This window comes from Streptomyces sp. NPDC048462 (assembly GCF_043200175.1).
Lineage (GTDB): Bacteria > Actinomycetota > Actinomycetes > Streptomycetales > Streptomycetaceae > Streptomyces.
On record NZ_JBICXG010000014.1, the window covers coordinates 92,980 to 115,642 of the forward strand.

A 22,663-nucleotide genomic window follows, 5' to 3' on the forward strand; every position below is an offset into this window, starting at 1 on the left:
GCGTCCATGGGCTCAGCGGCTCAGCGGCTCACGCGATGTGGTCGGCTTCCAGCTCCGCGTGGTAGCGGTTCTTGAAGCCCTGGATCAGCTGACGGAGCAGCGCGGCGCTGCGTGGGTGCCGCACGTTGTGGCCGTCCGACAGGTGGATGTCGAGGACCTCGATGCTGGGGTACGTGCTGTGCTGCGTCACGAACGCGGCGAAGACCTCGTAGGCGATCTCGCTGAACTCCGCGTCCTCCTGCGCCCACTCCTCGGCCCATTCCTCGGCCGCCTCGGCGACGTGCTGCGGCTCCTGCGCGACCTTGGCGGTCTCCGGGACCCCGGGTACCTCGTGGACCGGCTGCGGCTGCTGGGGCTGCTGCTCGGTGCGCGGGCCGGGCACGGCGCCGATCGTGCCGACGTTGCCGAGCGGGCGGGTGCGGCCGGGGCCGGTCGGGATCATGACCGGACCGGGCTCCTGCTCGTCGATGTACGTCGGGTTGTACGAGCCCTCGTACGCGCCGTCCGGCGACTGCGCCGCGAACCAGGGGCTCTCGTGCGAGTCGGGGGCAGGGGCGAGGACCGGGGAGTGCGGCTGGAACGCGCTCTGCCGCTGGGGCTGCTGCTGGTTCTGCCGGCTGTCCTGGTGCTGCTGCTGCGGCTGCCCGGGGTACTGCTCCTGGTCCGGGGAGCCCGCGAGCTCGGGCTGCTGGGGCCGGGCCGTGTCGACGGCGGCGACCGCAGCGACGGGGGCCGGGGGCAGCAGCACCGGTTCGATGCCGGCCGCGGCGAGCCCGGCCGGCCCGGTGTCGGCCAGCGGGACGCCGTACTTCGCGAGACGCAGCGGCATCAGGGACTCGACGGGGGCCTTGCGTCGCCAGTTGCGGCCGAAGCGGGCCTGGAGGCGGGCCTGGTAGATCAGCCGGTCCTGTTCGAGCTTGATGACCTGCTCGTACGACCGCAGCTCCCACAGCTTCATCCGCCGCCACAGCCGGAACGTCGGCACGGGCGAGAGCAGCCAGCGGGTGAGGCGGACGCCCTCCATGTGCTTGTCGGCCGTGATGTCGGCGATCCGGCCCACGGCGTGCCGGGCGGCCTCGACGGACACCACGAACAGCACCGGGATCACGGCGTGCATGCCGACGCCGAGCGGGTCCGGCCACGCGGCCGCGCCGTTGAACGCGATCGTCGCGGCGGTCAGCATCCAGGCCGTCTGACGCAGCAGCGGGAACGGGATGCGCAGCCAGGTCAGCAGCAGGTCCAGCGAGAGCAGGACGCAGATGCCCGCGTCGATGCCGATCGGGAAGACCAGCGAGAAGTTCCCGAAGCCCTTCTCCAGGGCGAGTTCGCGTACCGCGGCGTACGAGCCCGCGAAGCCGATCGCTGCGATGAGCACCGCACCGGCCACCACGAGCCCGATGAGTATTCGGTGCGTGCGTGTGAGCTGCATCGCGGCCACCCGCGATCCCCTTCCCGCTTCTTCGTCTCCGACGCCCGGTCGGGAGGGACGATTTCGAGTTCTGGCGGGCACAGCCTGGCACATGCGTGCGAGCCGTGTTGCGCGGGGAGGGGCGAAGCCCGGCTCTCCGAGGAGGACCGGGCTTCGTGAATCCGCTTCCGGGCTGGGGAGTTGGGGCTCCCGGGGGCCAGGGGAAGGTGCTACTCGGCAGCCTTGTCGGACGCCTTGGCCGAGGACTTGTCCGTGGCCTTGGCCGTGCTCTTGCCCGACTCCTTGGCCGAGGGCTTGCCGGACGACTTGGGGGCGTCGGGCGATGCGCTCGTCTTCGGCGCCTCGTTGGCGGTGGCGACCGAGGCGACCGCGTCCCGGGCACCCGTCTTGGCGCCCGTGGTGATCTTCTCGGCCGAGGGGGTCTTCGACCCGGCGTAGCCCGCGCCGTTGTAGGTGAGGGTCACGACGACGTTCCCGGTACGGGCGAGGACCGTCGCGTAGCGGAAGTCCTCACCGGTCTTCTCGAGGTCGTACGTGACCAGGGTCGCCGTCTCGCCGATCCCGCTGACGGGAGCGGTGACGACCTTCTTGGCGCCCTCGGTCGCCTTGACCTTGGCGATCTGCTTCGTCAGGTCGTCCCCGGCCCGGTCGGCACCGCTGCCCAGGGCCTGGTCCGAGGCGAAGCGGGTGAAGCCGGTGTCGAGCCAGCGGTACTGGGAGCCCTTGACGCCGTTGTCGTCCAGGCCGTTCCAGGAGCAGCTGCCCCGGACGGCGGTGTCGCTGGACTTGCCCTCGGTGCCCGCCTTGGTCTTGGCCGAGGGGACCAGGGACTTGACCGTCTTCGCGCTGATCGACTTGCACGGGTCGGGCAGCTCGGCGAACTTCGCGGCCGCGACCTTGGGCTCCGACTTCGTCGCTTCCGACGAGGGGGACGAGGCCGACGCCTTGTCCTTGTCGCTGTCGGAGTCCGACGAGCAGCCGGCGACGACGAGCATCACCGGAACGGCGGCGCAGGCGAGTATGCGGGTGAGTCGCGGGGCTGATCGGTGCATGGTTCCTTCACTCGGGTGGCGCGGCGTTCGGGCGGCCGGACGGTCGGTGGACAGGGGACGCGGGCGGTGGTCCCGGAGGGCCACGGTACGACGGACTGCGGCCGGACGCCGCCTCGGCCGGACGGCTCGCGGACCGGCCGGCCGGTCGGACGGACCGGCTTGGGCGGGGTCACTCGCTGAAGCCGTCGACCAGCGTCCGGCCCAGTGCCTGGGCCTTCTCCTGCAGTTCCTTGCTGTCGGGGATCTCGGTGGAGAGGGCCGGCTGCGCGGTGTACTGGAGGGTCACGATGACGTTCGATGTGCGGAATACCACGCTCACGGTGCGGTGCTGTGCGGTGGAACCTGCCCGAGTGAGCAGATCGTCCAGAAACGCACTGTCACCGAGCGAATCGAGGACGCGCGGCTGAAGGCTCTCGGCGGTGCTGCCGTCCCCGGTGTCCCCGGTGTCCGTGCCGCCGGCGTTTGAGCCGGTCTTCCCGTCCGCGCCGGCGTCGGAGCCCTTGCCCGCGTCCTTGCCCCCGGCCTTGCCCGGCTTCCCGCTCGCGGTCGCGGACGGGGAGTCCGAGGTGTCCGGAGTGCCGCTGTCCGTGCTGCCGGGCAGCGCGGCGGGCAGATCGGCGGCGGCCTCCTTCTTCGCGTACACCTCGCGGGCGCGGTCGTCGTCGCTCACGGACGGGTCGTACGAGACCACCCGCTCGAAGTCGACGGACAGACTGCGGGCGCCCTCCGGCGCCTCGGCCTTCCAACGGCAGCCGACCCGGCGGTCGGTGTCGTAGGTGACGGCGGGCGAACCGTCGAACACCTTCTCCTGCTGCGCCTCGGGCAGCTCGGCGGAGCCGGGCAGCAGGTCCTTCAGGGTGGCGGGCGAGACCGAGCGGCAGGCCTCGGGGAGCGTGCGGTACTTGCCCGGAGGCGCGGCGGAGGTGGTCGGGGCGCCGGGTTTGCTGTCGGTGGCGGAATCGCCGGTTCCGGTGCCGCTGCTGCAGCCGACCGCGAGCGCTGCGATGAGCACGGCGCCGGGCGCGTACGCCATTCGTCGCACGTTCCTGGGCTCCCTTCGTGCGAAAAACGGTTGCCGCTCGTCGGCGGCCGATGGACACAATGTGTATCGCACGCGCCGCCGTGGTTGCCGGTCGGACGATACTTTTGCCGACCTTGGTACCGGTTTTGCGCTTTCAGACTTTTCGGGGGAATCGAGGAACTATGTCGTACGTAGAGGTACCGGGTGCCAAGGTCCCCATCCGCATGTGGACGGACCCGGCCGGCGTCGAGGACGTCGCGATGCAGCAGCTGCGCAACGTCGCCACCCTGCCATGGATCAAGGGCCTGGCCGTCATGCCGGACGTCCACTTCGGCAAGGGCGCCACGGTCGGCTCGGTCATCGCGATGCACGGTGCGGTCTGCCCGGCGGCGGTGGGCGTGGACATCGGCTGCGGCATGTCCGCGGTCAAGACCTCGCTGACGGCCAACGACCTGCCCGGCGACCTGACCGGGCTCCGGTCGAAGATCGAGCAGGCCATCCCGGTGGGCCGGGGCATGCACGACGACCCGGTGGACCCGGGCCGGCTGCGGGGGCTCCCGTCGACCGACTGGGACGACTTCTGGGGGCGGTTCGACGGAGTCGCTGAAGCGGTCAAATTCCGTCAGGAACGTGCCACAAAGCAGATGGGAACGCTCGGCGGGGGAAATCATCACATCGAGGTCTCCCTGGACGAATCCGGCACGGTGTGGCTGACCTTGCACTCCGGCTCGCGGGCCATCGGGAAGGAGCTCGCCGACTTCCACATCGGCCAGGCGCAGCAGTTGTCGCACAACCAGGGTCTGGTCGACCGGGACCTGGCGGTCTTTCTCGCGGACACTCCCCAGATGGCGGCCTACCGCAGCGACCTCTTCTGGGCGCAGGAGTATGCGAAGCGCAACCGCGCGACGATGATGGCGCTCCTGAAAGGCGTGGTTCGCAAGGAGTTCAAGAAGGCGAACGTGACCTTCGGCCAGGAGGTCAGCTGCCACCACAACTATGTGGCGGAGGAGCGGTACGAGGGAATGGACTTGCTGATCACCCGCAAGGGCGCGATCAGGGCGGGCAGCGGTGAGCTGGGGATCATTCCGGGCTCGATGGGCACGGCCACCTACATCGTGAAGGGCCTCGGCAACGAGAAGGCATTCAACTCGGCCTCGCACGGCGCGGGCCGCCGAATGAGCCGTAACGCGGCCAAGAAGCGGTTCACGACGCGTGACCTGGCGGAGCAGACCCAAGGGGTGGAGTGCCGCAAGGACTCCGGTGTCGTGGACGAGATCCCGGGTGCTTACAAGCCGATCGAGCAGGTCATGCAGCAGCAGCGCGACCTGGTCGAGGTCGTCGCGAAGGTGAAGCAGATCGTCTGCGTGAAGGGCTGAAGCGCGGGCGGAGGTCTCCGCCCGCGCTCTCCTCACTGGCCGGGTGCAGTGCCGCCGGTTGGCGCGATCTGCCCTGACTTCAGCCGCCACAGGCGGACCGAGCAGCTGGCCACGCTTCGGTCGAGCTCGGGTGCCGCGCTGTCCGCATCGTCGAGCCGGAGGAGGATCTCGTCCTCCCAGGGCTTCCACCGCCGGTTTTTCGCACGGGGCTTCAGCCCCGGAGGACGCTCCCAGGCGAGGACGGTTGCTGCGGCATCCCGCTTGCGGCTCAGCGCAAGGCAGCCGGGGTAGTAGAGGTGTTCGGCCAGCCGCACGGCCGCCTCCATGGTGTACATGATGTTGTAGATGCCGTCGCGGGTGTTGCGGCTGATGTAACGCTGGGCCCCGGTCACCTTTTTCGCGTAGAAACAGAGGTAAGCCCCCACGGCTGTGCTGGCCGTGGCCAGGGAGACGAACGGGAATCCCAGGCTGGTGATGCCCACCGAGCCGTCGGCGTCGATGACTCCGCGAAGGTAGTCGCGGGCTGAGAAGTCGACCCGGGGTGGCGTGATGCGCCGTGACTTGCGTCCGTAGGGGACTCCCAAGTCGTTGATCAAGGACCTGGCTTCGAGGGCGCAGACGGTCCAGGTCGCCGAATGATGGCGCTCGGCGAAATTGGTGGAGCGGATGCGTTCCGTGATGCTGCTGTTGTACGGAGTCAGCTGCTGGAACTCGTGAAGGATCGCGATGTCCCGCACGTTGATCTCGACGCTCAGACGGCCCTTTCGGCCTGTCCCGGCGGCGAGGTGCCCGTCCGCCTGGACGAAGCCGAACATGTAGGCGTAGCGGGGATCGGAGAGGTCCATGAACCCGGATGAACGGGCCACGAGATCCTCGACCTCGAAAAGCGCGGGCGCGTTATGGTCGTGCTCAGCCACGGGAAGCTCCACTTCCTTGGTGGTGAGGCTCTCGGCGGGACTGCAATCCGGCCGAGAGCCGTTCTGTGTGAAGTTGTGATCAAACGTAAGTCGAAGACGCGTACGGCGACTCGATGACCGGCCGGGTTCCCTCGGACGGGTGACGGCCGGCGCCACGGGCATCGGCCCCGGGCCCAGGAGCCCGCCGGGCAAGGTCCGTCAGCTGGTGCGGTGGACCTTGGAGTTGGAGGCCTGGGCGCGGGGGCGGACCACCAGCAGGTCGATGTTGACGTGGCTGGGGCGGGTGACGGCCCAGGTGATGGTGTCGGCCACGTCGTCGGCGCTGAGGGGGGCGTCGACGCCCGCGTAGACCTTGGCGGCCTTCTCGGTGTCGCCGCGGAAGCGCGTGGTGGCGAACTCCTCCGTCTTGACCATGCCGGGCGCGACCTCGATGACGCGGACCGGGGTGCCGACGATCTCCAGGCGCAGGGTCTCCGCCAGGACGTGCTCGCCGTGCTTGGCGGCCACGTAGCCGCCGCCGCCCTCGTAGGCGGAGAGGCCCGCGGTCGAGGAGAGGATGACCACCGTTCCGTCGCCGCTCGCGGTGAGGGCGGGGAGCAGGGCCTGGGTGACGTTGAGGGTGCCGATGACGTTGGTCTCGTACATCTGGCGCCAGTCGGCCGGGTCGCCGGTGGCGACGGGGTCGGCCCCGAGCGCGCCGCCGGCGTTGTTCACCAGGACGGCGAGGGAGCGGAAGGCGGTGGCGAACTCGTCGACCGAGGCGCGGTCGGTGACGTCCAGGGCGTAGGCCGTGGCCTCGTGGCCCGCCGCGGTGATCTCGGCGGCGAGCGCCTCGATGCGGTCCTTGCGGCGGGCGGTGACCACGACGCGGTAGCCGGCGGCCGCCAGCTGCCGGGCGGTCGCGGCACCGATGCCGCTGCTCGCTCCGGTGATGACGGCGATGGGGGATGCGGCCATGACGGGCTCCTCGGACAGCTGATCGATACGGGGCCAGGATAGGCAGGGTGTGGTCAGTGGTCGCGCGGGGCGTACATGATCACGGCCATCCCGGCCAGGCAGACCAGCGCGCCGGTGATGTCCCAGCGGTCGGGCCGGTAGCCGTCCGCGGCCATGCCCCAGACGATCGATCCCGCGACGAAGACCCCGCCGTACGCCGCCAGCACGCGCCCGAACTCGCCGTCCGGCTGGAGTGTGGCGACGAAGCCGTACGTGGCCAGCGCGACGACCCCCGCACCTATCCAGGCCCAGCCCCGGTGTTCCCGGACACCTTGCCAGACCAGCCAGGCGCCACCGATCTCGAAGAGCGCGGCGACGACGAACAGGGCGATGGAGCGGACCACGGACATGTGATCAGCCTGTCATGCGCGGTGAGGCGTCAGTGCGGGGAGGAGGCGTGCGGCGGGGATGCGGCAGGGGGCAGGGGGTGCCCGGGGACGCGCCGGAGTGATCGTAATATGTGAATAATTCGTGCATATCTGTATCTTCAGGGCATGGTAGTGACGCGTAAGGCCCTGCTGAGGGTGTCCGCTGTGGCGGCTATGGCATCGACTCTGGCGCTGGGCGGCGCGGGCGGGGCGGCGTCGGCCGTCGGCGCACCCGCCGCTTCCCGGATGCCTTCTCCGGAGGTGCGGACCGTCGCACCCGAGGCGGATGTGTCGCACCACGGGCACGTGTCGCTGTGGGGCACCGGGCTCGGCGTCTGGCTGGTCAGCCGCAACAGCGGACCCTCGGACCTCGCGAGCACGACCGTCCGGCTACGGGTGTCCGTGCCGCTCTCCGGCCGTCAGGTGCTGCCCGCGCAGTGTCTTCAGGCCGACCAGCAGACGGTGCTGTGCCGGACGGGCCCGCTGAACGCGGACGGTTCGCAGGAGCGGCAGCTCGCGCTCGAACTCCAGCTGCGGGGGCGGCCCGCGGAGGTGGTCGTCCGGATCGACACCGTGTGGAACGGCGGGGCGACGGACCGGAACGCGAAGAACAGCGACCACGAGGTACTGGCACCGGCCACCGGTGACGAGTACGTCTTCTGAGACCTGGGGGACCTGGGTCCTGAGGCACCGAGCCCCCGAGCCCCCGAGCCCCCGAGCCCCCGAGCCCCCGAGCCCGGGAGCCCGGGAGCCCGGGAGGCCTGAGCGTCCCGGGTCAGGGGGCGTGTGGTCTCTGCTTCGTACACTTTCTGTATGCCGCAGAAGTCTCCCGCCCCCCGTCGCGCCGCGATGCTCGCCGAGCTGTCCGAGGTGGCGCGCCGCTACATGGCCGCGTACGCCCTGTTCAACCAGGCCGTCGCGGACCGGCTGAACCTGCACCCCACCGACCTCCAGTGCCTCAACCTGCTCAGCCTGGAGGCGACTCCCGTCACCACGGGGCGGATCGCGGAACTGACCGGGCTCACCACGGGGTCGGCGACCCGGCTGGTCGACCGGCTGGAGCGGGCCGGCTACGTCACCCGCGCCCGGGACACGGTGGACCGGCGGCGGGTCCTCGTCGCGACGGTGCCGGAGCGGATGGCGGAGTTCGGGGCGGTCTGGGAGCAGCTGAACGGCGGCTGGGCGGGCATGTTCGAGACCTACGACGACGACGAGGTCGCGCTGCTCATCGCCCATATGCGGCGGACGGTCGAGCTGAGCGCGGTGCAGGTCGCGGGGTTGCGGGAGGGCGGCGGCGGGCAGCGGTGAGCCCCGGGCCGTGAGCGCCGGTCAGCGCTCAGCCGCCGGACGGGTCCGGCGGCGCGGCGGGGGAGTGGCCGAAGTCGCGGACCGCCTCGGTGACGATCGCCTCCAGCCGGGCGTGGTGGGCGCCGCGCCAGTACACCCGCTCGCACTGCGTGCACTGCGCGAACACGTCGTACGAGCGCTGCGTGCCGTCCTCCAGCCGGGTGCCCACGGTGTCCTTGTCGGCCGCCGCCAGCCGCCCGTTGCAGGCGGTGCACCGGCTCCACGGGTCGAGCTCTGGGGCGAACCGCTCCAGCACGTCGCGCAGCTGCTCCTCGGGCCGGTCGCTGTAGACGTACGCGCCCGCCCAGATCTCCCGCCGGTGGAGCAGCCCCCGGTCCCGGGAGAGCAGGACGCGCCGCTCCCGCGCCGACCGGGTGGCCAGCGCGGGGTCGCCGATGTCCTCGTACTCGTAGGCGGCGTCGACGCCGAGCAGCCGCAGCCGCCGCGCGAGGGTGCCGAGGTGGACGTCGAGGAGGAAGCGCAGGGGTGCGCCCGGTACCTGTTGCGGGCGTCGCACGGCGTGGACGTCGACCACCTCGCCGGCGGCGGGGATGTGTGAGAACGGGACGGGGTGGCCGTCGACGAGGAGTTCTCCGGCTTCGGTGAGTGGGACCCCGAGTGACTCGACGACGTGGCCGAGGGTGGACGAGCCGTCGGTGGTCACGGCCGTCCGTCCCCCGCGGCGGTGGTGTGCGATGAAGAGCCTGAGTTCGGGGGCGACTTCGAGGTGGATCTCCGGTCCGTTCACCTGGTCAGGATGCCATCGGGCCGGGTGCGCCTGCCAGGGAATTCGGGCGAGGGTGAGGGCGGGGGCGGGGGCGGCGCGGGCTCAGGCGCGGAAGGCGGCGGCGTGTTCGGCGGCCCAGGAGGCGAAGGTGCGCGCCGGGCGGCCGGTGAGCTTCTCCGTGTCGCGGGTGACGTCGGCGGTTGAGCCGTCGGTGGCGGCCCAGTGGTTGAGCAGCGCCTCCGCGAGGTCCGCCGGCAGGAAGGGGGCGACGGACTCCTTCCAGGCCTCCCGGCTCACGGCGTTGACGGTCGTGGCGCTGCCGGAGGCCGCGGCCAGCAGCTCGACCTGTTCGGTCGCGGTGAGGGATTCGGGCCCGGTCAGGTGGTATGCGGCGCCCTGCGACCGTGCGTCGACGAGCACGGCCAGGGCCGCCTCCGCGATGGAGGTCTCGTCGATCGGGCTGGTCTGGCCGAGGGGATAGGGCAGGTCGACGGGGCGCCCGCTGCGGAAGGCGCCCGCCCACTGGTGGGCGTTGCTCGCGAAGTCGCCGGGGCGCAGGAACGTCGAGCCGACGGTCGAGGCGGTCAGGGCCTCCTCGACCGCGTGGTGGGAGGCGGCGATGGGGTTGGAGGCGGCGTCCGGGGCGAGCACGGAGCTGGAGGAGAGCAGCACGATGTGCCCGACCCCGGCGGCCTGTGCTGCGGCGAGGAAGCCGTCGATGTGGGAGGGCTCGGCGTACAGGAACACCGAGTCGACGCCCTCCAGCGCGGCCGGGAAGGTCTCCGGGTCGCCGAGGTCGCAGGCCACGGCCGGGATACCGGCCGGCAGCGCGAGCTCGGCGGGGTTGCGGGAGGCGGCGCGGACGGGGTGGCCGCGGTCGAGCAGGAGCGCGGCGAGCGTGGAGCCGATGCGGCCGCGGCAGCCGGTGACGAGAGTGAGCATGGCGGGTGGGTCTCCTGGGGTGTCCGGGGCCGCCGCCGGCGGGCGGCCGGCGGCGAACAGGCGAATGCGTCACGCATAAGCTGCGTAGCGCAGATAAATATCCAGGAGGCGGCTCCGATCGTCAAACGGTTTCGAACGGTCCCGGCCGCGGGCCCGTACGGTGGCGCCCGGCCTCCGCCCGGTCAGCGGTCCGGGCGCAGGTCCAGCCGCCAGTCGTTCGTGAGCAGCGGATGGCCGGGCGGGTACTCGACCTCGCACTCGCCGAGCAGGGTGAACCCCGCCTTGCGGCACACCCCGTTCGACGCGCCGTTGGCCACGGACGGGTAGGCGTGCAGATAGCGGTGCCTGCGCTCGGCGCGTGCCTGCCCGGCCACGGCCGCCGTCGCGGCCGACGCGATGCCGCGCCCCTGGAACCCCGGGAGAACGGCCCACCCCGTCTCGTACACCTCCTGGCCCTGCCAGGTGCGCTCCCAGAAGCCGATGGTGCCCACGGCCTCGTCCTCGCCGGTCAGCGCGATGCGGAACATCCTGCCCCGGCCCGTGCGGTCCGCGCTCAGTGCCACGTAGCGGCCGTGGCGCCCGATGAGCTGTTCCTCCGGCTCCGGGCCGCCCAGATGGTCCATCAGCTCCGGTGCGTTGGCACGGCGGAGCAGGTCGAGGTCGCCGTCCGACCAGGGTTCGATCCGTACGGATGGTGCTTCGGTGCGCTCCATGCCAGAACTGTAGGACGGGGCACGAGCAGTCAGTGGGCGCCCAGCGCCGTCGGCGGTACGCCCACCGTCGCCGTGAAGTCCCTGACGAGGTGGGCCTGGTCGCTGTAGCCGAGGTCCGCGGCGAGCGCGGCCCAGTCCACCTCCGGCTCCGATTCGGCGCGCTCCAGCGCCTCGTGGATGCGGTAGCGCAGGATGACCCACTTCGGGCCGACGCCGACGTACGTGGCGAACAGCCGCTGGAGGGAGCGCACCGAGACGCCCTCGGTGCGGGCGAGCCCGTCGACCCGGCGCACCGTGCGGTCGGTGCGCACCAGCTCGGCCAGGGCCATCGCCCGGTCGGCCTGCGGATCCGGCTCGGGGCCGAGCGCCAGCAGGTACGTGTCGAGCGCCGCGATCCGCTCGTCCTCCCCGGCGGGGTCCAGGACGGCGGCCGGCGCGGCGGGCGGCGTGAACACCTCGGGCGCCGCGACCCGTCGCCCCGTCCACTCGGACACCGGCCGGTCCGGCGCGAACGGGTGGAAGCCGCCGGGCCGGAACTGCACCCCGCAGACCCGTCCCCGCCCCTCCAGCTTCTGCGTGAACAGCTCGAGGCCGATGCCCGAGACCTCCGCGAAGCCGGCCTCGTCGTCGCCGCAGCCCGGGTACCGCTCGAAGACCAGGTTGACGCTGGGGTGCGGGACCAGGTGGGAGAGGTACGGCTCCGGCAGGTCCCAGTCGATCAGCCAGTAGTGCTCCAGGTACGGACGCAGCGCGGGGGCGGGTTCGCGACGCCGGAACCGTACGTGCGTGAACAGTTCGGGTGCGTCGACGATGCCGCGGGTGTCGCGCCGGGGACCTTGCTGGCCAGCCATGACGGCAGATCCTATGCCGGGCCAGGGCCGGTGTCCCGGCTGTCGCGTCCCGGCTGTCGTGTTTCTTCAAGACCCGCGCCGCCGGGGCGTGCATGGTCGAAGCATGAAGAAGATCAGCGAATTGTTGGATGCGGCGGCCGGCGGCGCGCTGCCCGTGGTCCGTGGGATCGACGACAGCCGGCTGGGCGATCCCACCCCCTGCGCGGAGTACGACGTCCACGCCCTGGTCAGCCACCTCAGCCAGGTGGTCGTCAACTTCACGGCCCTGGCGGCCCGGCAGGAGGCGGAGTTCGGCGAGACCCCGGACGCGGTCACCGGCGAGTGGCGCGACCGCTTCGGGGAGCGGACGGCAGCCCTGGTCGACGCGTGGGCGCGGCCGGGCGCGGAGGACGGGACCGCGGGTTCCATGGGGTTCCCGGCCCGGACCGTCGGCCACATGGTGCTCGGCGACCTGACCGTCCACGCCTGGGACCTGGCCCGTGCGACCGGTCAGGAATTCGTGCCGGACGCGGACGTGGTGGCCGAGCTCGCCCCGGCCATGGCCGCGATGGCGCCGAAGGCCCGCGAGGCGAAGATGTTCGGTGAGCCGATCCCCGTACCGGAGGGGGCTAGCCCCTTCGCGCGGGTGCTGGCACTGACCGGTCGGGACCCGCACTGGCGGCCGGACCGGGGATGACACCCGTGGCCGGAATTCGCGCGCCCGGCGCACTCGGCCCGTCGTAGAGCGCCCCTACGCTCTCGTACGCGCTGTCCACGATCCTCTCGGCATCCACCAGCATCGCGCGCTCGGCCAGCCGGGCGGCCTGGTGGGTGTACGGGGACGGGGGCGCCGGATGCCGTCGCCGCCACCAGCTCTCACCTGCGGCGTAGATACCGGCGGCGAAGACCAGCACGGGGATGGACAGGGCCAGCAGAGTGTCGCCCATGGGCAGGCCTCCCTCAGTTTCGTTGCCTCCTGCATCGGCAGGTCCGACAGGTCCACTGAAGATCATTCTTTGGCCAATGAATGGCCGGATAGGGCTGGCCGGCGGACGCCCGCCGTGCAGGTGGGCACCCGGGGGTGAACGGGCTGGGCCGTGTGTTCGGCGGCGGCCGGCGGGCGGGGTGTGCGTTCGGCGGGCAGGTGTTCAGCGAGGCGGTCCGCCCGCTCCTCGGCCATGGTCTCCGCAGCTCCCATGCACCAGTGACCCTGTGCGACCGGGATCTGCGCGCCCGGTAGATCCGGCGTCGTGAAGAGCGGGGGAAGGTCGCGACCGAGCAGTTGCCGGGTCGGTGTCATGGTGCTCACCTGCTGTGCGGGGAGTGCCCGCCGGGAGTGTCTGTCGTGGTGATCCGCCGTCTGCGGACTCGCGTCGTCCGCGTCGTCCGCATCGTCCGCGTCGTCCGTGGCTTCCGCGTCGTCGCCCGAGTACGGCGGCCTATGTGAATGGTTCGGCACGGACGGCCCGCCGGATTGGTCCGGCGGGCCGTCCGTGCCGAAGGGGGGACGACCGGCTCACGCCGCCTGGAGGACTTCACAGGGGCAGTGAGCGAATTCCAGACCGAGTTCGTGGTCCACGGCCGCGCTCGAACGCGTGGCGGCTTCGACGACCTTCTCCCAGGAGCCGTACTTCAGGTACAGCTGGTCCGCCGTCGGGCCGAGCGGGTTGCCGTACTTCTTCTGGTTGCGTGCCTCCAGTTCCGCGACCTGTTCCGGCGTCATGCCGGCGCGCACGATGTCCTTGGCGTCGTTGCGCATCTGGACCAGCGTGCGGGCGATGTCCTCCTCCGAGCGCCCTTCGGCGCGCATGGCGCACTCCGTGCGCTCCATGTCCTCAAGAAGGGTGAGGTAGTCGATCCGCTGATCACGGGAGACCTCGCGCTGCTGCGGCGTCTCCCTCCGGATCAGGCAGACGACCGGCTCCGGGCTGGTGCAGTCGCCCTCATCCGGCGCGGCCTGGGAGACGGGGGCGACGACGACCGGACCGCAGCCGGCGACCGACCGGCACGGGTGCGTCACGTGTGCGGCGGCCGAGGCGGGCTGGAGGGGAAGGAGGACGGCTTGGGCGACCAGCAGCGCGGGAACCACGCGGCCGGCCAGCGAACGCAGACGGGTCAGTGACATGCGCTCATCGTTGGGCGGTCCGCGACGGGAGCGAGGCATGGCGAGGCCGAAGTCCCCCTCGCGGGTGGCCGGCTCCACTCCGCCGAGTGACAGCGAACGCACCGCCGGTGCCGCCGGCCGGCCCTGCGCGAACCCCCGGCTCAGCCGCTGAAGCCCAGCTCAGGCACTGCCCCCGGCTCAGCCGCCGGCCGCCGGCTCAGGCGCGAACCCGCCTCAGGGCCACACCAGGCAGTACGCCTGATGCCCCGCGTCGTGCAGCCGGTGGGAGAAGTCCTGCCATTCATGGAGCAGTTGGTACACGTTGTACGCATCGCGCGGGCCCCCTCGGTCCGGGACCGTGGACCAGATGAAGGCGGCGGCGCCCACCGACTCCTCGCCGACCCCGCGCAGCGGGTCCACGACCGTCATCGGGAGCCGGACCACCGCGTAGTCGGGGTGCAGCACGACCAGCTCCAGCGGCGGGACCTTGTGCAGCGGTATGCCCTGTATGCCGGTCAGGACCATCGCGGCCACCGTCTCCGGCTTGATCTTGCTGAACATGCCGCCCATGCCCAGCTCGTCGCCGCCGAGCTCCTCGGGGCGCATGGAAATGGGCACGCGTGCGGCAGTGGCCCCGTCGGGGGCCCCGAAGTACTTGTAGGTCACCCCCACCCGGCCACCACTCCTGCTTCCGGCTTCGCCGCCCACCTGCGCACCACCGGCCTGTATGCCCTGTCTGCGCTCAGCCTCGCGCCGGTGCCGACCCCGCCGGGCAGGCTCGGGCCCCAGGTCGTCGGTCCCTTCGCCCACTCCGCCACCGCGATGCATATCTCATCCACCCGACTACTAACTAGGAGACACAGCCCCCGCCGCGCAACCCGATCATCGTGTCAGTGACCTCCCCCACGGGCGTGCGGTGAAACACCTGTCCGCAATACCGTCCGTGGCTCTGACACCATGGCATGTGTGAGCTTTCCCTATGACGCCCCAGTTTCGCAGACGCTTTTCGACCGCGCGTCCCTCGTGACGCCCGGCGGCGTGAACTCTCCGGTACGTGCTTTCCGGGCCGTGGGCGGTACACCCCGCTTCATGGTGTCCGGCACCGGTCCGTACCTCACCGATGCCGACGGCCGTGAGTACGTCGACCTCGTGTGCTCGTGGGGGCCGATGATTCTCGGCCACTCCCACCCGGAGGTCATCGCCGCAGTTCAGGAGGCTGTCGCTCGCGGCACCTCGTTCGGTACGCCCGGTGAGGGCGAGGTCGCGCTCGCGGAGGAGATCGTCGCCCGGGTCGAACCGGTGGAGCAGGTGCGGCTCGTGTCGTCCGGCACCGAGGCGACCATGTCCGCGATCCGCCTCGCCCGCGGTTTCACCGGCCGGGCCAAGATCGTGAAGTTCGCCGGCTGCTACCACGGCCACGTCGACGCCCTGCTCGCCGCAGCCGGGTCCGGGGTCGCGACCTTCGGGCTGCCGGACACGCCTGGTGTCACCGGTGCCCAGGCCGGCGACACGATCGTGGTGCCGTACAACGACCTGGAGGCCGTGCGGGCGGCGTTCGCCGCACAGCCCGGCGAGATCGCCTGTGTGATCACCGAGGCGTCGCCGGGCAACATGGGCGTCGTACCGCCGCTGGACGGCTTCAACGCCGGGCTCAAGGAGATCTGTGCCGCCAACGGCGCGCTGTACATCTCCGACGAGGTCATGACCGGGTTCCGTACGTCGAAGGCCGGCTGGTTCGGTATCGACGGGGTGCGGCCCGACCTGATGACCTTCGGCAAGGTGATGGGCGGCGGCTTCCCGGCCGCGGCCTTCGGCGGGCGCGCCGACGTGATGGCGCACCTGGCCCCGGCCGGCCCGGTCTACCAGGCGGGAACCCTTTCCGGGAACCCGGTCGCGACCGCCGCCGGGCTCGCCCAGCTGCGGCTGCTGGACGACGCCGCCTACGCGAAGGTCGACGCGGTCTCCGCGGAGATCCGGGGGCTGGTGAGCGAGGCCCTGGCCAAGGAGGGCGTCGCGCACACCGTGCAGGTGGCGGGCAACATGTTCTCCGTCTTCTTCACGGACCGGCCGGTCCGCACCTATGAGGACGCCAAGCAGCAGGAAGCCTTCCGCTTCACCCCGTTCTTCCACTCGATGCTGGCTCAGGGCGTCTACCTGCCGCCGTCGGCGTTCGAGTCGTGGTTCGTCTCCACCGCCCACGACACCCGGGCCGTCGAGCGGATCGCCGCCGCGCTGCCCGCCGCAGCCCGCGCCGCATCGGAGGCCACCGCATGAGCGAGACCAGCAGCAGCGGCACGGGCCGCCAGGACATCACCGTCGTCCACCTGATGCGCCACGGAGAGGTGCACAACCCGGACGGCGTGCTGTACGGGCGCCGCCCCGGCTACCACCTCTCCGAGCTCGGCCGGCAGATGGCCGACCGGGTCGCCGAGCACCTGGAGAAGCGCGACATCACGCACGTCGTCGCCTCCCCGCTGGAGCGCGCGCAGGAGACGGCGACGCCGATCGCCAAGAGCCACGGAGCGGACCTCGCCACCGACGAGCGGCTCATCGAGGCCGCCAACGTCTTCGAGGGCAAGACCTTCGGCGTCGGTGACGGGGCGCTGCGCAAGCCGGACAACTGGAAGCACCTGACGAACCCGTTCCGGCCGTCGTGGGGTGAGCCGTACATCGAGCAGGTCGTACGGATGATGGGCGCCCTGGACGCCGCGCGTGACGCGGCCCGCGGTCACGAGGCGGTGTGCGTCAGCCACCAGCTGCCGATCTGGATCGTCCGGAGCTTCGTGGAGCGGCGGCGGCTGTGGCACGACCCGCGCAAGCGGCAGTGCACGCTCGCCTCGCTGACGAGCTTCACCTACCAGGGCGACAAGATCGTGTCGGTCGGGTACTCGGAGCCGGCGCGGGACCTCGTACCCGCGCACCTGCTCGCGGGCGCGAAGCCGGTGAAGGGGGCCTCCAAGGGGGTCGGCGCGTAGCCGGCCACCGGTCCGGGGTTCTTCGGTCCGGGTCCGCTCCGGTTACGGCCGGTGGCGGGCCCGGATTTTGTCGTGGTGGGGGTTCTGCCCTCGATCGCCCGACGGGCCCGAGCCCGGCCGAGTGGAATCGATCTTGTGTTCGGTCAAGGCTGGGGTCTGGTTCCGTAAAGAATTGTGTGCTATTTCGGGGAACCCTCGTGTTGCTTCGCCCATCTAAGCCTTTGGCAGTTTGTATGGACTTGAGGCAAAACGACCGCAGATGGGAACCGCATGCGTGACATCAGCCGAAGGGGTTTGCTCGGAGCCGGACTTGGGGCCGCGGCCGCCATCGGGGTGGCGGGCTGCAGTTCGTCCGACTCCCCCGACACCGGCCGGGCGGGTCCGGGCAAGGGCGAGAAGGGTGCCGACGGGACGGCCAAGGGGACCGGTCCCGCGAAAAAGGACGTCAGGTCCATCGGTGACGGTTCCACCGCCGACACCGGAAAGCAGCCGCACCAGCCCGCCGCACCGGTCCCGCTCGAACCGGGCCAGAAGCCGCCGCAGTTCGTGATCTTTTCCTGGGACGGCGCCGGCGAGGTCGGCAACGGGCTCTTCCCGCGCTTTCTGAAACTCGCCAAGGAACACGACGCGGGGATGACCTTCTTCCTCTCCGGGCTCTACCTGCTGCCCGAATCGAAGAAATCGCTCTACCGCCCGCCGGGCAATCCCGTCGGTGCCTCGGACATCGGATATCTCACCGACGAGCACCTCAAGGCGACGCTGACGAACGTACGCCAGGCCTGGTACGACGGCCACGAGATCGGCACCCACTTCAACGGGCATTTCTGCAGCGGTTCCGGATCCGTCGAGAACTGGTCCGCCTCCCAGTGGCAGAGCGAAATCGACCAGGCGATCTCCTTCGTCACCGAATGGCGCACCAACACCGGCTGGACCGACGAGGACCCGCTGCCCTTCGACTACCGCAAGGAACTCATCGGCGGCCGCGCCCCCTGCCTGCTCGGGCAGGACAACCTGCTCCCCACGGCGAAGAAGCTCGGCTGGCGCTACGACGCCAGCTCGCCCGGCGGCACCCAGGTCTGGCCCTCCAAGCGCATGGACGTCTGGGACCTGCCGCTCCAGGGCATGCCGTTCCCCGGCCACACCTTCGAGGTCCTCTCGATGGACTACAACATCCTGGCCAACCAGTCGAAGAATTCGACCAAGGGAATGCCGTCCCGCTATCCGGGCTGGCGCGAACAGGCCACCCAGTCCTACCTCAGCGGATTCAAACGCGCCTACGAGACGAACCGCGCCCCGTTCTACATCGGCAACCACTTCGAGGAGTGGAACGGCGGCATCTACATGGACGCAGTCGAGGACGCGCTCAAGCACATCGCGGGGAAGCCGGATGTGCGCCTCGTCTCATTCCGGCAGTTCGTCGACTGGCTCGACGTGCAGGACCCCGCTGTGCTCGCGAAGCTCCGCACCCTTGAGGTCGGAGAGGAACCCCAGGGCGGCTGGAACACCTTCTTTAAACAAGCCTGACAACGGGCTTTACGGGCACCGAGGGGGGTGCCCAAGATCCCCGAAACCGCCATGCGAAACTTTTCACATGAGCCATGGCCGCGCACCCCGACGCCGCTTCACCCTGCTCGCCGCCCCCGCGGTGGCAGCCGCGCTCGCACTGGCCCTGAGCGCGTGCGACTCCGGCAACAAGACCGGCGGCGGCGGCGACACGAACTTCGTCACGGGCAACAGCGGAATCTCCACCGCGGCCAAGGGCGAGCGGGCCGAAGCCCCGAAGCTCGACGGCAAGAGCCTGGACGGCAAGGCACTCGACCTCGCCGACTACAAGGGCAAGATCGTCGTCCTCAACGCCTGGGGCTCGTGGTGCGCGCCCTGCAGACTCGAAGCGAAGTACTTCACCAAGGTCGCCAAGGCCACCGAGGGCCAGGGCGTCCAGTTCGTCGGCGTCAACACCCGCGACGCGGAACGCGCCCAGGCGATCAGCTTCGAGAAGGACTTCGGGGTCACCTACCCGAGCTTCTACGACCCGACCGGGAAGCTCCTCCTGCGATTCCCCAAGGGCACGTTCAAGCTCCAGTCCATCCCGTCGACCGTCGTCATCGACCGGGACGGCAAGCTGGCCGCCCGGTTCGTGGGCCCGCTCGACGACACCAACCTGCACAAGATGCTCGACCCGCTGATCGCGGAGAAGTGATCAGGTGATCACCCTCGCCTCCGCCACACAGAACGAGACGGTCCTGAACGGGGCCCTGCTGGTCGCCCTGCCCGTCGCCCTGCTCGGCGGGCTCGTCTCCTTCTTCTCGCCCTGCGTCCTGCCGCTCGTCCCCGGCTACCTCAGTTACGTCACCGGAGTCAGCGGCGCCGATCTGGCGGACGCGCGGCGGGGGCGGATGGTCGCGGGTGCCTCGCTCTTCGTGGCCGGATTCACCGCCGTGTTCGTCTCCGGCGGCGCGCTCTTCGGTTACTTCGGCGACACGCTCCAGGCGAACAGCGGCCCGCTCACCAAGGTCCTCGGCGTGCTGATGATCCTGATGGGCGTCTTCTTCATGGGCCTGATGCCGTGGATGACCCAGCGCGAGTTCCGTATCCACAAGAAGCCGGTGACCGGCCTGCTGGGCGCCCCGCTGCTCGGTGCGCTCTTCGGGATCGGCTGGACGCCCTGTCTCGGGCCGACCCTGAGCTCGGTGAGCATCCTGGCGATGGGCCAGGGCACCGCCGGACGCGGGGCGATACTGACCGTCGCCTACTGCCTCGGCCTCGGCATCCCGTTCGTGCTCGCCGCTGTCGCCTTCCGCAAGGCACTCGGCGCGTTCGGCTGGGTCAAGCGCCACTACGCCTGGGTCATGCGCATCGGCGGCGGCATGATGATCGTGACCGGACTGCTCCTGCTGACCGGCGTGTGGGGCAGCATGATGCAGGAACTACAGGGCTGGTCCGCCGGCTTCACGGTGGGGATCTGAGTACCGATGAGCAACACCAAGTCCAACCCGTCCCAGGAGCGCGAGCGCCCCGACGAGCGTGAGGTACGTGCCGAGCAGGACCGGGAGACCGCCCGTGAGCTGGGCGCCGCCGGCTCCCAGCTCTCCACCGCCCCGCGCGAGGAGTCCCTGGCGAACCTCCCCGCCATGGGGGTCATCGGCTGGGTCCGCTGGTTCTGGCGGCAGCTCACCTCCATGCGGGTCGCCCTGATCCTGCTGTTCCTGCTGTCGCTCGGCGCCATCCCCGGCTCGCTGATCCCGCAGAACAGCGTCGACGAGCTCAAGGTGCAGACCTTCAAGGGCCTCCACCCCACCGTCTCGCCGATCTACGAGAAGCTCCAGTTCTTCGACGTCTACAGCTCGGTGTGGTTCTCCGCGATCTACATCCTGCTGTTCATCTCGCTCATCGGCTGCATCGTGCCGCGCACCGGCACCTTCGTCGGCCAGCTGCGCAGCCGTGCCCCCGGCGCGCCCAGGCGGCTGACCCGGCTGCCCGCGTACACCACCTGGCGCACCGAGGCCGAACCCGAAGACGTCCGCGAGGCCGCCCGCGCGATGCTGCGCAGGCGCCGCTACCGGGCCCATGTCGAGGGTGACGCGGTCGCCGCCGAGAAGGGCTATCTGCGCGAGGCCGGGAACCTGATGTTCCACATCGCGCTGATCGTGATGCTGGTGGCCTTCGCCTGGGGGCAGCTGTTCAAGTCCGAGGGCGCCAAGCTGATCGTCGAGGGTGACGGGTTCTCCAACACGATCACCCAGTACGACGACTTCAAGTCCGGCTCCCTCTTCGACCAGGATTCGCTGGCCCCCTTCAGCTTCACCCTCGACAAGTTCGTCGGCACGTACGAGCGCAGCGGCCCGCAGATCGGCACTCCCCGGACGTACGAGGCGCACGTGACGTACGCCGACGGCGCCTACGGCAAGCCGAAGAAGAAGGTCATCAAGGTCAACGAGCCGCTCGTCGTCGACGGTACGAAGGTCTACCTCAACGCCCACGGCTACGCGCCCGTCGTCTCCGTACGGGACGGCCGGGGCAAGGAGGTCTACAAGGCCGCCGTGCCGCTGCTGCCCATCGACAACAACGTCACCTCGTCCGGTGCGATCAAGGTGATGGACGGCTACCGCGACAAGAACGGCAAGAAGGACCAGCTGGGCTTCCAGGCCTTCTTCGTGCCGACCTTCGCCGGCAACGGCAAGGGCACGATGTTCTCGCAGTTCCCGGCCGCCGACATGCCGGTCCTCGCGCTCAACGGCTTCCACGGCTCGCTCGGCGTCGACTCCGGCCTGGCGCAGAACGTGTACCAGCTCGACAAGACCAAGATGAAGGAGTTCAAGGACTCCAAGGGCAAGCAGCTCAAGCAGCGCCTCCTGGTCGGCGAGACGATGAAGCTGCCCGAGGGCGCCGGCTCCATCAAGTTCGAGGGCATCCAGGAGTGGGCCAGCTTCCAGATCTCCGAGCAGCCCGCCAGCGGCTGGGCGCTCACCGGTGCGATCGGTGCGATCGCCGGGCTGGCCGGCTCGCTGTTCATCCAGCGGCGCCGGATCTGGGTCCGTGCCGTGCGTGGCGCCGACGGTGTCACCGTCGTCGAGATGGCGGGGCTCGGCCGCAGCGAGTCCGCGAAGCTTCCCGAGGAGCTGGCCGATCTCGCGGTCACGCTCAACGCCGCGGCGCCCATGGCGTCCGGCCCCGACAACGACCCCGACACCGATCCGGACCCCGACGTAGTCGACGCGTCCTCCGCAGAACCTTCCGAAGGGGCTGAGAAGTGAATCTCGCCGCCGCAACCAACGAGAATCTGGCACACACCAGCAATGTGCTGATCTATTCGTCGATGGCCGTCTACACGCTGGCCTTCTTCGCGCACATCGCGGAGTGGGTGTTCGGCAGCCGCAGCAAGGTGGGCCGCACCGCCGCCGCGCTGACCACCGAGGAGTCCGCCGCAGCGACGGTGAAGGTCGAGGTCGCGCAGAAGTCCGGGGGCACCGCCGTACTGGACCGGCCGAAGATCGTCACCCGGTCCGCAGCCGGATCCCGCGATGTCCCGGACGGGCCCGGCGCGGCCGGCGGCACGTTCAAGGGCGACCTGTACGGGCGGATCGCGGTCTCGCTGACCGTGCTCGCCTTCCTCGTCCAGGCCGGCGGGGTCATCGCCCGCGCGATGTCCGTGCAGCGTGCCCCCTGGGGCAACATGTACGAGTTCTCCATCACCTTCTCCGTGGTGGTGGTGGCCGCGTACCTGGTGCTGCTCGCGCTGAAGAAGAACGTGCGCTGGATGGGGCTGCTGCTGGTCACGGCGGTGCTGCTGGACCTCGGTATCGCGACGACGCTGCTGTACACCTCCAGCGACCAGCTGGTGCCCGCGCTGCACTCGTACTGGCTGTGGATCCACGTCTCCACCGCGATCATCTGCGGTGCGGTGTTCTTCATCGGCGGGGCCGGCACGCTGATGTACCTCTTCCGCGACAGCTACGAGAGCAAGATCGCCAACGGGGGCCGGCCGGGCGCGTTCGCCGAGTCCGTGCTCTCGCGGCTGCCCGCCGCCTCCAGCCTCGACAAGTTCTCGTACCGGATCAACGCGGCGGTCTTCCCGCTGTGGACGTTCACGATCATCGCGGGCGCGATCTGGGCGGGCGACGCCTGGGGCCGGTACTGGGGCTGGGACCCCAAGGAGGTCTGGTCCTTCATCACCTGGGTCGCGTACGCCTGCTACCTGCACGCCCGCGCCACCGCCGGCTGGAAGGGCCGCAAGGCCGCCTACCTGGCGCTGATCGCCTTCGGCTGCTGGATCTTCAACTACTACGGCGTGAACATCTTCGTCACCGGCAAGCACTCCTACGCCGGAGTCTGATCCGGCCGGTACACGGCGACGGCCCGCATCCCT

The 22,663-nt window shown here is 70.4% G+C and carries 24 protein-coding genes; 11 read left to right on the top strand and 13 right to left on the bottom strand.

The window, feature by feature from the left end; genetic code table 11:
• Positions 1-28 precede the first annotated feature (28 nt).
• From ACGFU6_RS23355 to ACGFU6_RS23365, 3 genes are all read right to left on the bottom strand, one after another.
• Positions 29-1,429, bottom strand: a complete 1,401-nt coding sequence (locus ACGFU6_RS23355) for a DUF2637 domain-containing protein (protein ID WP_393613509.1) — start codon at positions 1,427-1,429, stop codon at positions 29-31.
• A gap of 209 nt (positions 1,430-1,638) precedes the next feature.
• On the bottom strand, positions 1,639-2,481 hold the full coding sequence (locus ACGFU6_RS23360) for a DUF3558 family protein (protein ID WP_393613511.1): 843 nt from the start codon (positions 2,479-2,481) through the stop codon (positions 1,639-1,641).
• 169 nt (positions 2,482-2,650) lie between these two features.
• Entirely contained in the window at positions 2,651-3,514 is an 864-nt protein-coding gene (locus tag ACGFU6_RS23365) for a DUF3558 domain-containing protein (protein WP_393613512.1), read from the bottom strand.
• 170 nt (positions 3,515-3,684) lie between these two features.
• On the opposite strand from ACGFU6_RS23365, the gene ACGFU6_RS23370 reads away from it, so the two are divergent.
• Positions 3,685-4,878, top strand: a complete 1,194-nt coding sequence (locus ACGFU6_RS23370; protein ID WP_393613513.1) for an RtcB family protein — start codon at positions 3,685-3,687, stop codon at positions 4,876-4,878.
• A gap of 32 nt (positions 4,879-4,910) precedes the next feature.
• Here ACGFU6_RS23370 and ACGFU6_RS23375 read toward each other — a convergent pair whose 3' ends face one another.
• The 3 genes from ACGFU6_RS23375 to ACGFU6_RS23385 form a co-directional block, all read right to left on the bottom strand.
• Positions 4,911-5,795, bottom strand: a complete 885-nt coding sequence (locus ACGFU6_RS23375) for a hypothetical protein (RefSeq protein ID WP_393613514.1) — start codon at positions 5,793-5,795, stop codon at positions 4,911-4,913.
• 198 nt (positions 5,796-5,993) lie between these two features.
• The gene (locus ACGFU6_RS23380) at positions 5,994-6,752 is read right to left on the bottom strand and encodes an SDR family NAD(P)-dependent oxidoreductase (protein ID WP_393613515.1); all 759 of its coding nucleotides are present in this window, start codon (positions 6,750-6,752) and stop codon (positions 5,994-5,996) included.
• A 53-nt stretch (positions 6,753-6,805) separates the two neighbouring features.
• Entirely contained in the window at positions 6,806-7,141 is a 336-nt protein-coding gene (locus tag ACGFU6_RS23385) for a YnfA family protein (protein ID WP_393613516.1), read from the bottom strand.
• 192 nt (positions 7,142-7,333) lie between these two features.
• Between ACGFU6_RS23385 and ACGFU6_RS23390 the strand changes: the two genes are divergently transcribed.
• A complete protein-coding gene (locus tag ACGFU6_RS23390; protein WP_393613518.1) occupies positions 7,334-7,822 on the top strand; it encodes a hypothetical protein in 489 nt (162 codons plus the stop codon).
• Positions 7,823-7,972: 150 nt separating this feature from the next.
• Positions 7,973-8,467: a MarR family winged helix-turn-helix transcriptional regulator gene (locus ACGFU6_RS23395; RefSeq protein WP_123525364.1), complete on the top strand. Its 495-nt coding sequence runs from the start codon at positions 7,973-7,975 to the stop codon at positions 8,465-8,467.
• A 28-nt stretch (positions 8,468-8,495) separates the two neighbouring features.
• Here the strand turns inward: ACGFU6_RS23395 and ACGFU6_RS23400 are convergent, their stop codons facing one another.
• The 4 genes from ACGFU6_RS23400 to ACGFU6_RS23415 all read right to left on the bottom strand — a co-directional run bounded on the left by ACGFU6_RS23400 (position 8,496) and on the right by ACGFU6_RS23415 (position 11,739).
• A complete protein-coding gene (locus ACGFU6_RS23400; RefSeq protein ID WP_393613519.1) occupies positions 8,496-9,254 on the bottom strand; it encodes a Mut7-C RNAse domain-containing protein in 759 nt (252 codons plus the stop codon).
• 81 nt (positions 9,255-9,335) lie between these two features.
• Positions 9,336-10,175, bottom strand: coding sequence for an NAD(P)H-binding protein (locus ACGFU6_RS23405; protein WP_393613521.1), 840 nt, complete (start codon positions 10,173-10,175; stop codon positions 9,336-9,338).
• Between the two features lie 182 nt (positions 10,176-10,357).
• Positions 10,358-10,888, bottom strand: coding sequence for a GNAT family N-acetyltransferase (locus tag ACGFU6_RS23410; protein WP_393613523.1), 531 nt, complete (start codon positions 10,886-10,888; stop codon positions 10,358-10,360).
• A 29-nt stretch (positions 10,889-10,917) separates the two neighbouring features.
• A complete protein-coding gene (locus ACGFU6_RS23415; RefSeq protein ID WP_393613524.1) occupies positions 10,918-11,739 on the bottom strand; it encodes a DUF6597 domain-containing transcriptional factor in 822 nt (273 codons plus the stop codon).
• Between the two features lie 103 nt (positions 11,740-11,842).
• On the opposite strand from ACGFU6_RS23415, the gene ACGFU6_RS23420 reads away from it, so the two are divergent.
• Complete coding sequence (locus tag ACGFU6_RS23420) at positions 11,843-12,415, top strand: TIGR03086 family metal-binding protein (protein WP_393613526.1); 573 nt, start codon at positions 11,843-11,845, stop codon at positions 12,413-12,415.
• On the opposite strand, the gene ACGFU6_RS23425 is transcribed toward ACGFU6_RS23420, so the two are convergent.
• The 3 genes from ACGFU6_RS23425 to ACGFU6_RS23435 form a co-directional block, all read right to left on the bottom strand.
• Positions 12,348-12,665 carry a hypothetical protein gene (locus tag ACGFU6_RS23425; protein ID WP_393613527.1) on the bottom strand — a complete coding sequence of 106 codons (318 nt, stop codon included), beginning with the start codon at positions 12,663-12,665 and terminating at the stop codon, positions 12,348-12,350. The genes ACGFU6_RS23420 and ACGFU6_RS23425 overlap by 68 nt on opposite strands.
• Before the next feature lie 569 nt (positions 12,666-13,234).
• Positions 13,235-13,843 carry a hypothetical protein gene (locus ACGFU6_RS23430; protein WP_393613529.1) on the bottom strand — a complete coding sequence of 203 codons (609 nt, stop codon included), beginning with the start codon at positions 13,841-13,843 and terminating at the stop codon, positions 13,235-13,237.
• Positions 13,844-14,056: 213 nt separating this feature from the next.
• A complete protein-coding gene (locus ACGFU6_RS23435) occupies positions 14,057-14,650 on the bottom strand; it encodes a hypothetical protein (protein WP_123525372.1) in 594 nt (197 codons plus the stop codon).
• Positions 14,651-14,779: 129 nt separating this feature from the next.
• Here ACGFU6_RS23435 and hemL point away from each other — a divergent pair, with 129 nt between their 5' ends.
• From hemL to ccsB, 7 genes are all read left to right on the top strand, one after another.
• The gene (hemL, locus tag ACGFU6_RS23440) at positions 14,780-16,096 is read left to right on the top strand and encodes a glutamate-1-semialdehyde 2,1-aminomutase (RefSeq protein WP_393613531.1); all 1,317 of its coding nucleotides are present in this window, start codon (positions 14,780-14,782) and stop codon (positions 16,094-16,096) included.
• Complete coding sequence (locus ACGFU6_RS23445) at positions 16,093-16,797, top strand: histidine phosphatase family protein (RefSeq protein ID WP_393613533.1); 705 nt, start codon at positions 16,093-16,095, stop codon at positions 16,795-16,797. The genes hemL and ACGFU6_RS23445 overlap by 4 nt, the downstream gene beginning before the upstream one ends.
• A gap of 270 nt (positions 16,798-17,067) precedes the next feature.
• Positions 17,068-18,321 (top strand): hypothetical protein, encoded by a 1,254-nt coding sequence (locus ACGFU6_RS23450; protein WP_393613535.1) that lies wholly within the window; start codon positions 17,068-17,070, stop codon positions 18,319-18,321.
• Between the two features lie 67 nt (positions 18,322-18,388).
• Positions 18,389-18,997, top strand: a complete 609-nt coding sequence (locus tag ACGFU6_RS23455; protein WP_393613537.1) for a TlpA family protein disulfide reductase — start codon at positions 18,389-18,391, stop codon at positions 18,995-18,997.
• 4 nt (positions 18,998-19,001) lie between these two features.
• A complete protein-coding gene (locus tag ACGFU6_RS23460; RefSeq protein WP_393613539.1) occupies positions 19,002-19,763 on the top strand; it encodes a cytochrome c biogenesis CcdA family protein in 762 nt (253 codons plus the stop codon).
• Positions 19,764-19,769: 6 nt separating this feature from the next.
• A complete protein-coding gene (locus tag ACGFU6_RS23465) occupies positions 19,770-21,551 on the top strand; it encodes a cytochrome c biogenesis protein ResB (protein WP_393613541.1) in 1,782 nt (593 codons plus the stop codon).
• Positions 21,548-22,630 (top strand): c-type cytochrome biogenesis protein CcsB, encoded by a 1,083-nt coding sequence (gene ccsB / locus ACGFU6_RS23470; protein WP_393613542.1) that lies wholly within the window; start codon positions 21,548-21,550, stop codon positions 22,628-22,630. Before ACGFU6_RS23465 ends, ccsB begins: the two co-directional genes overlap by 4 nt.
• The last annotated feature ends 33 nt before the right edge of the window (positions 22,631-22,663 follow it).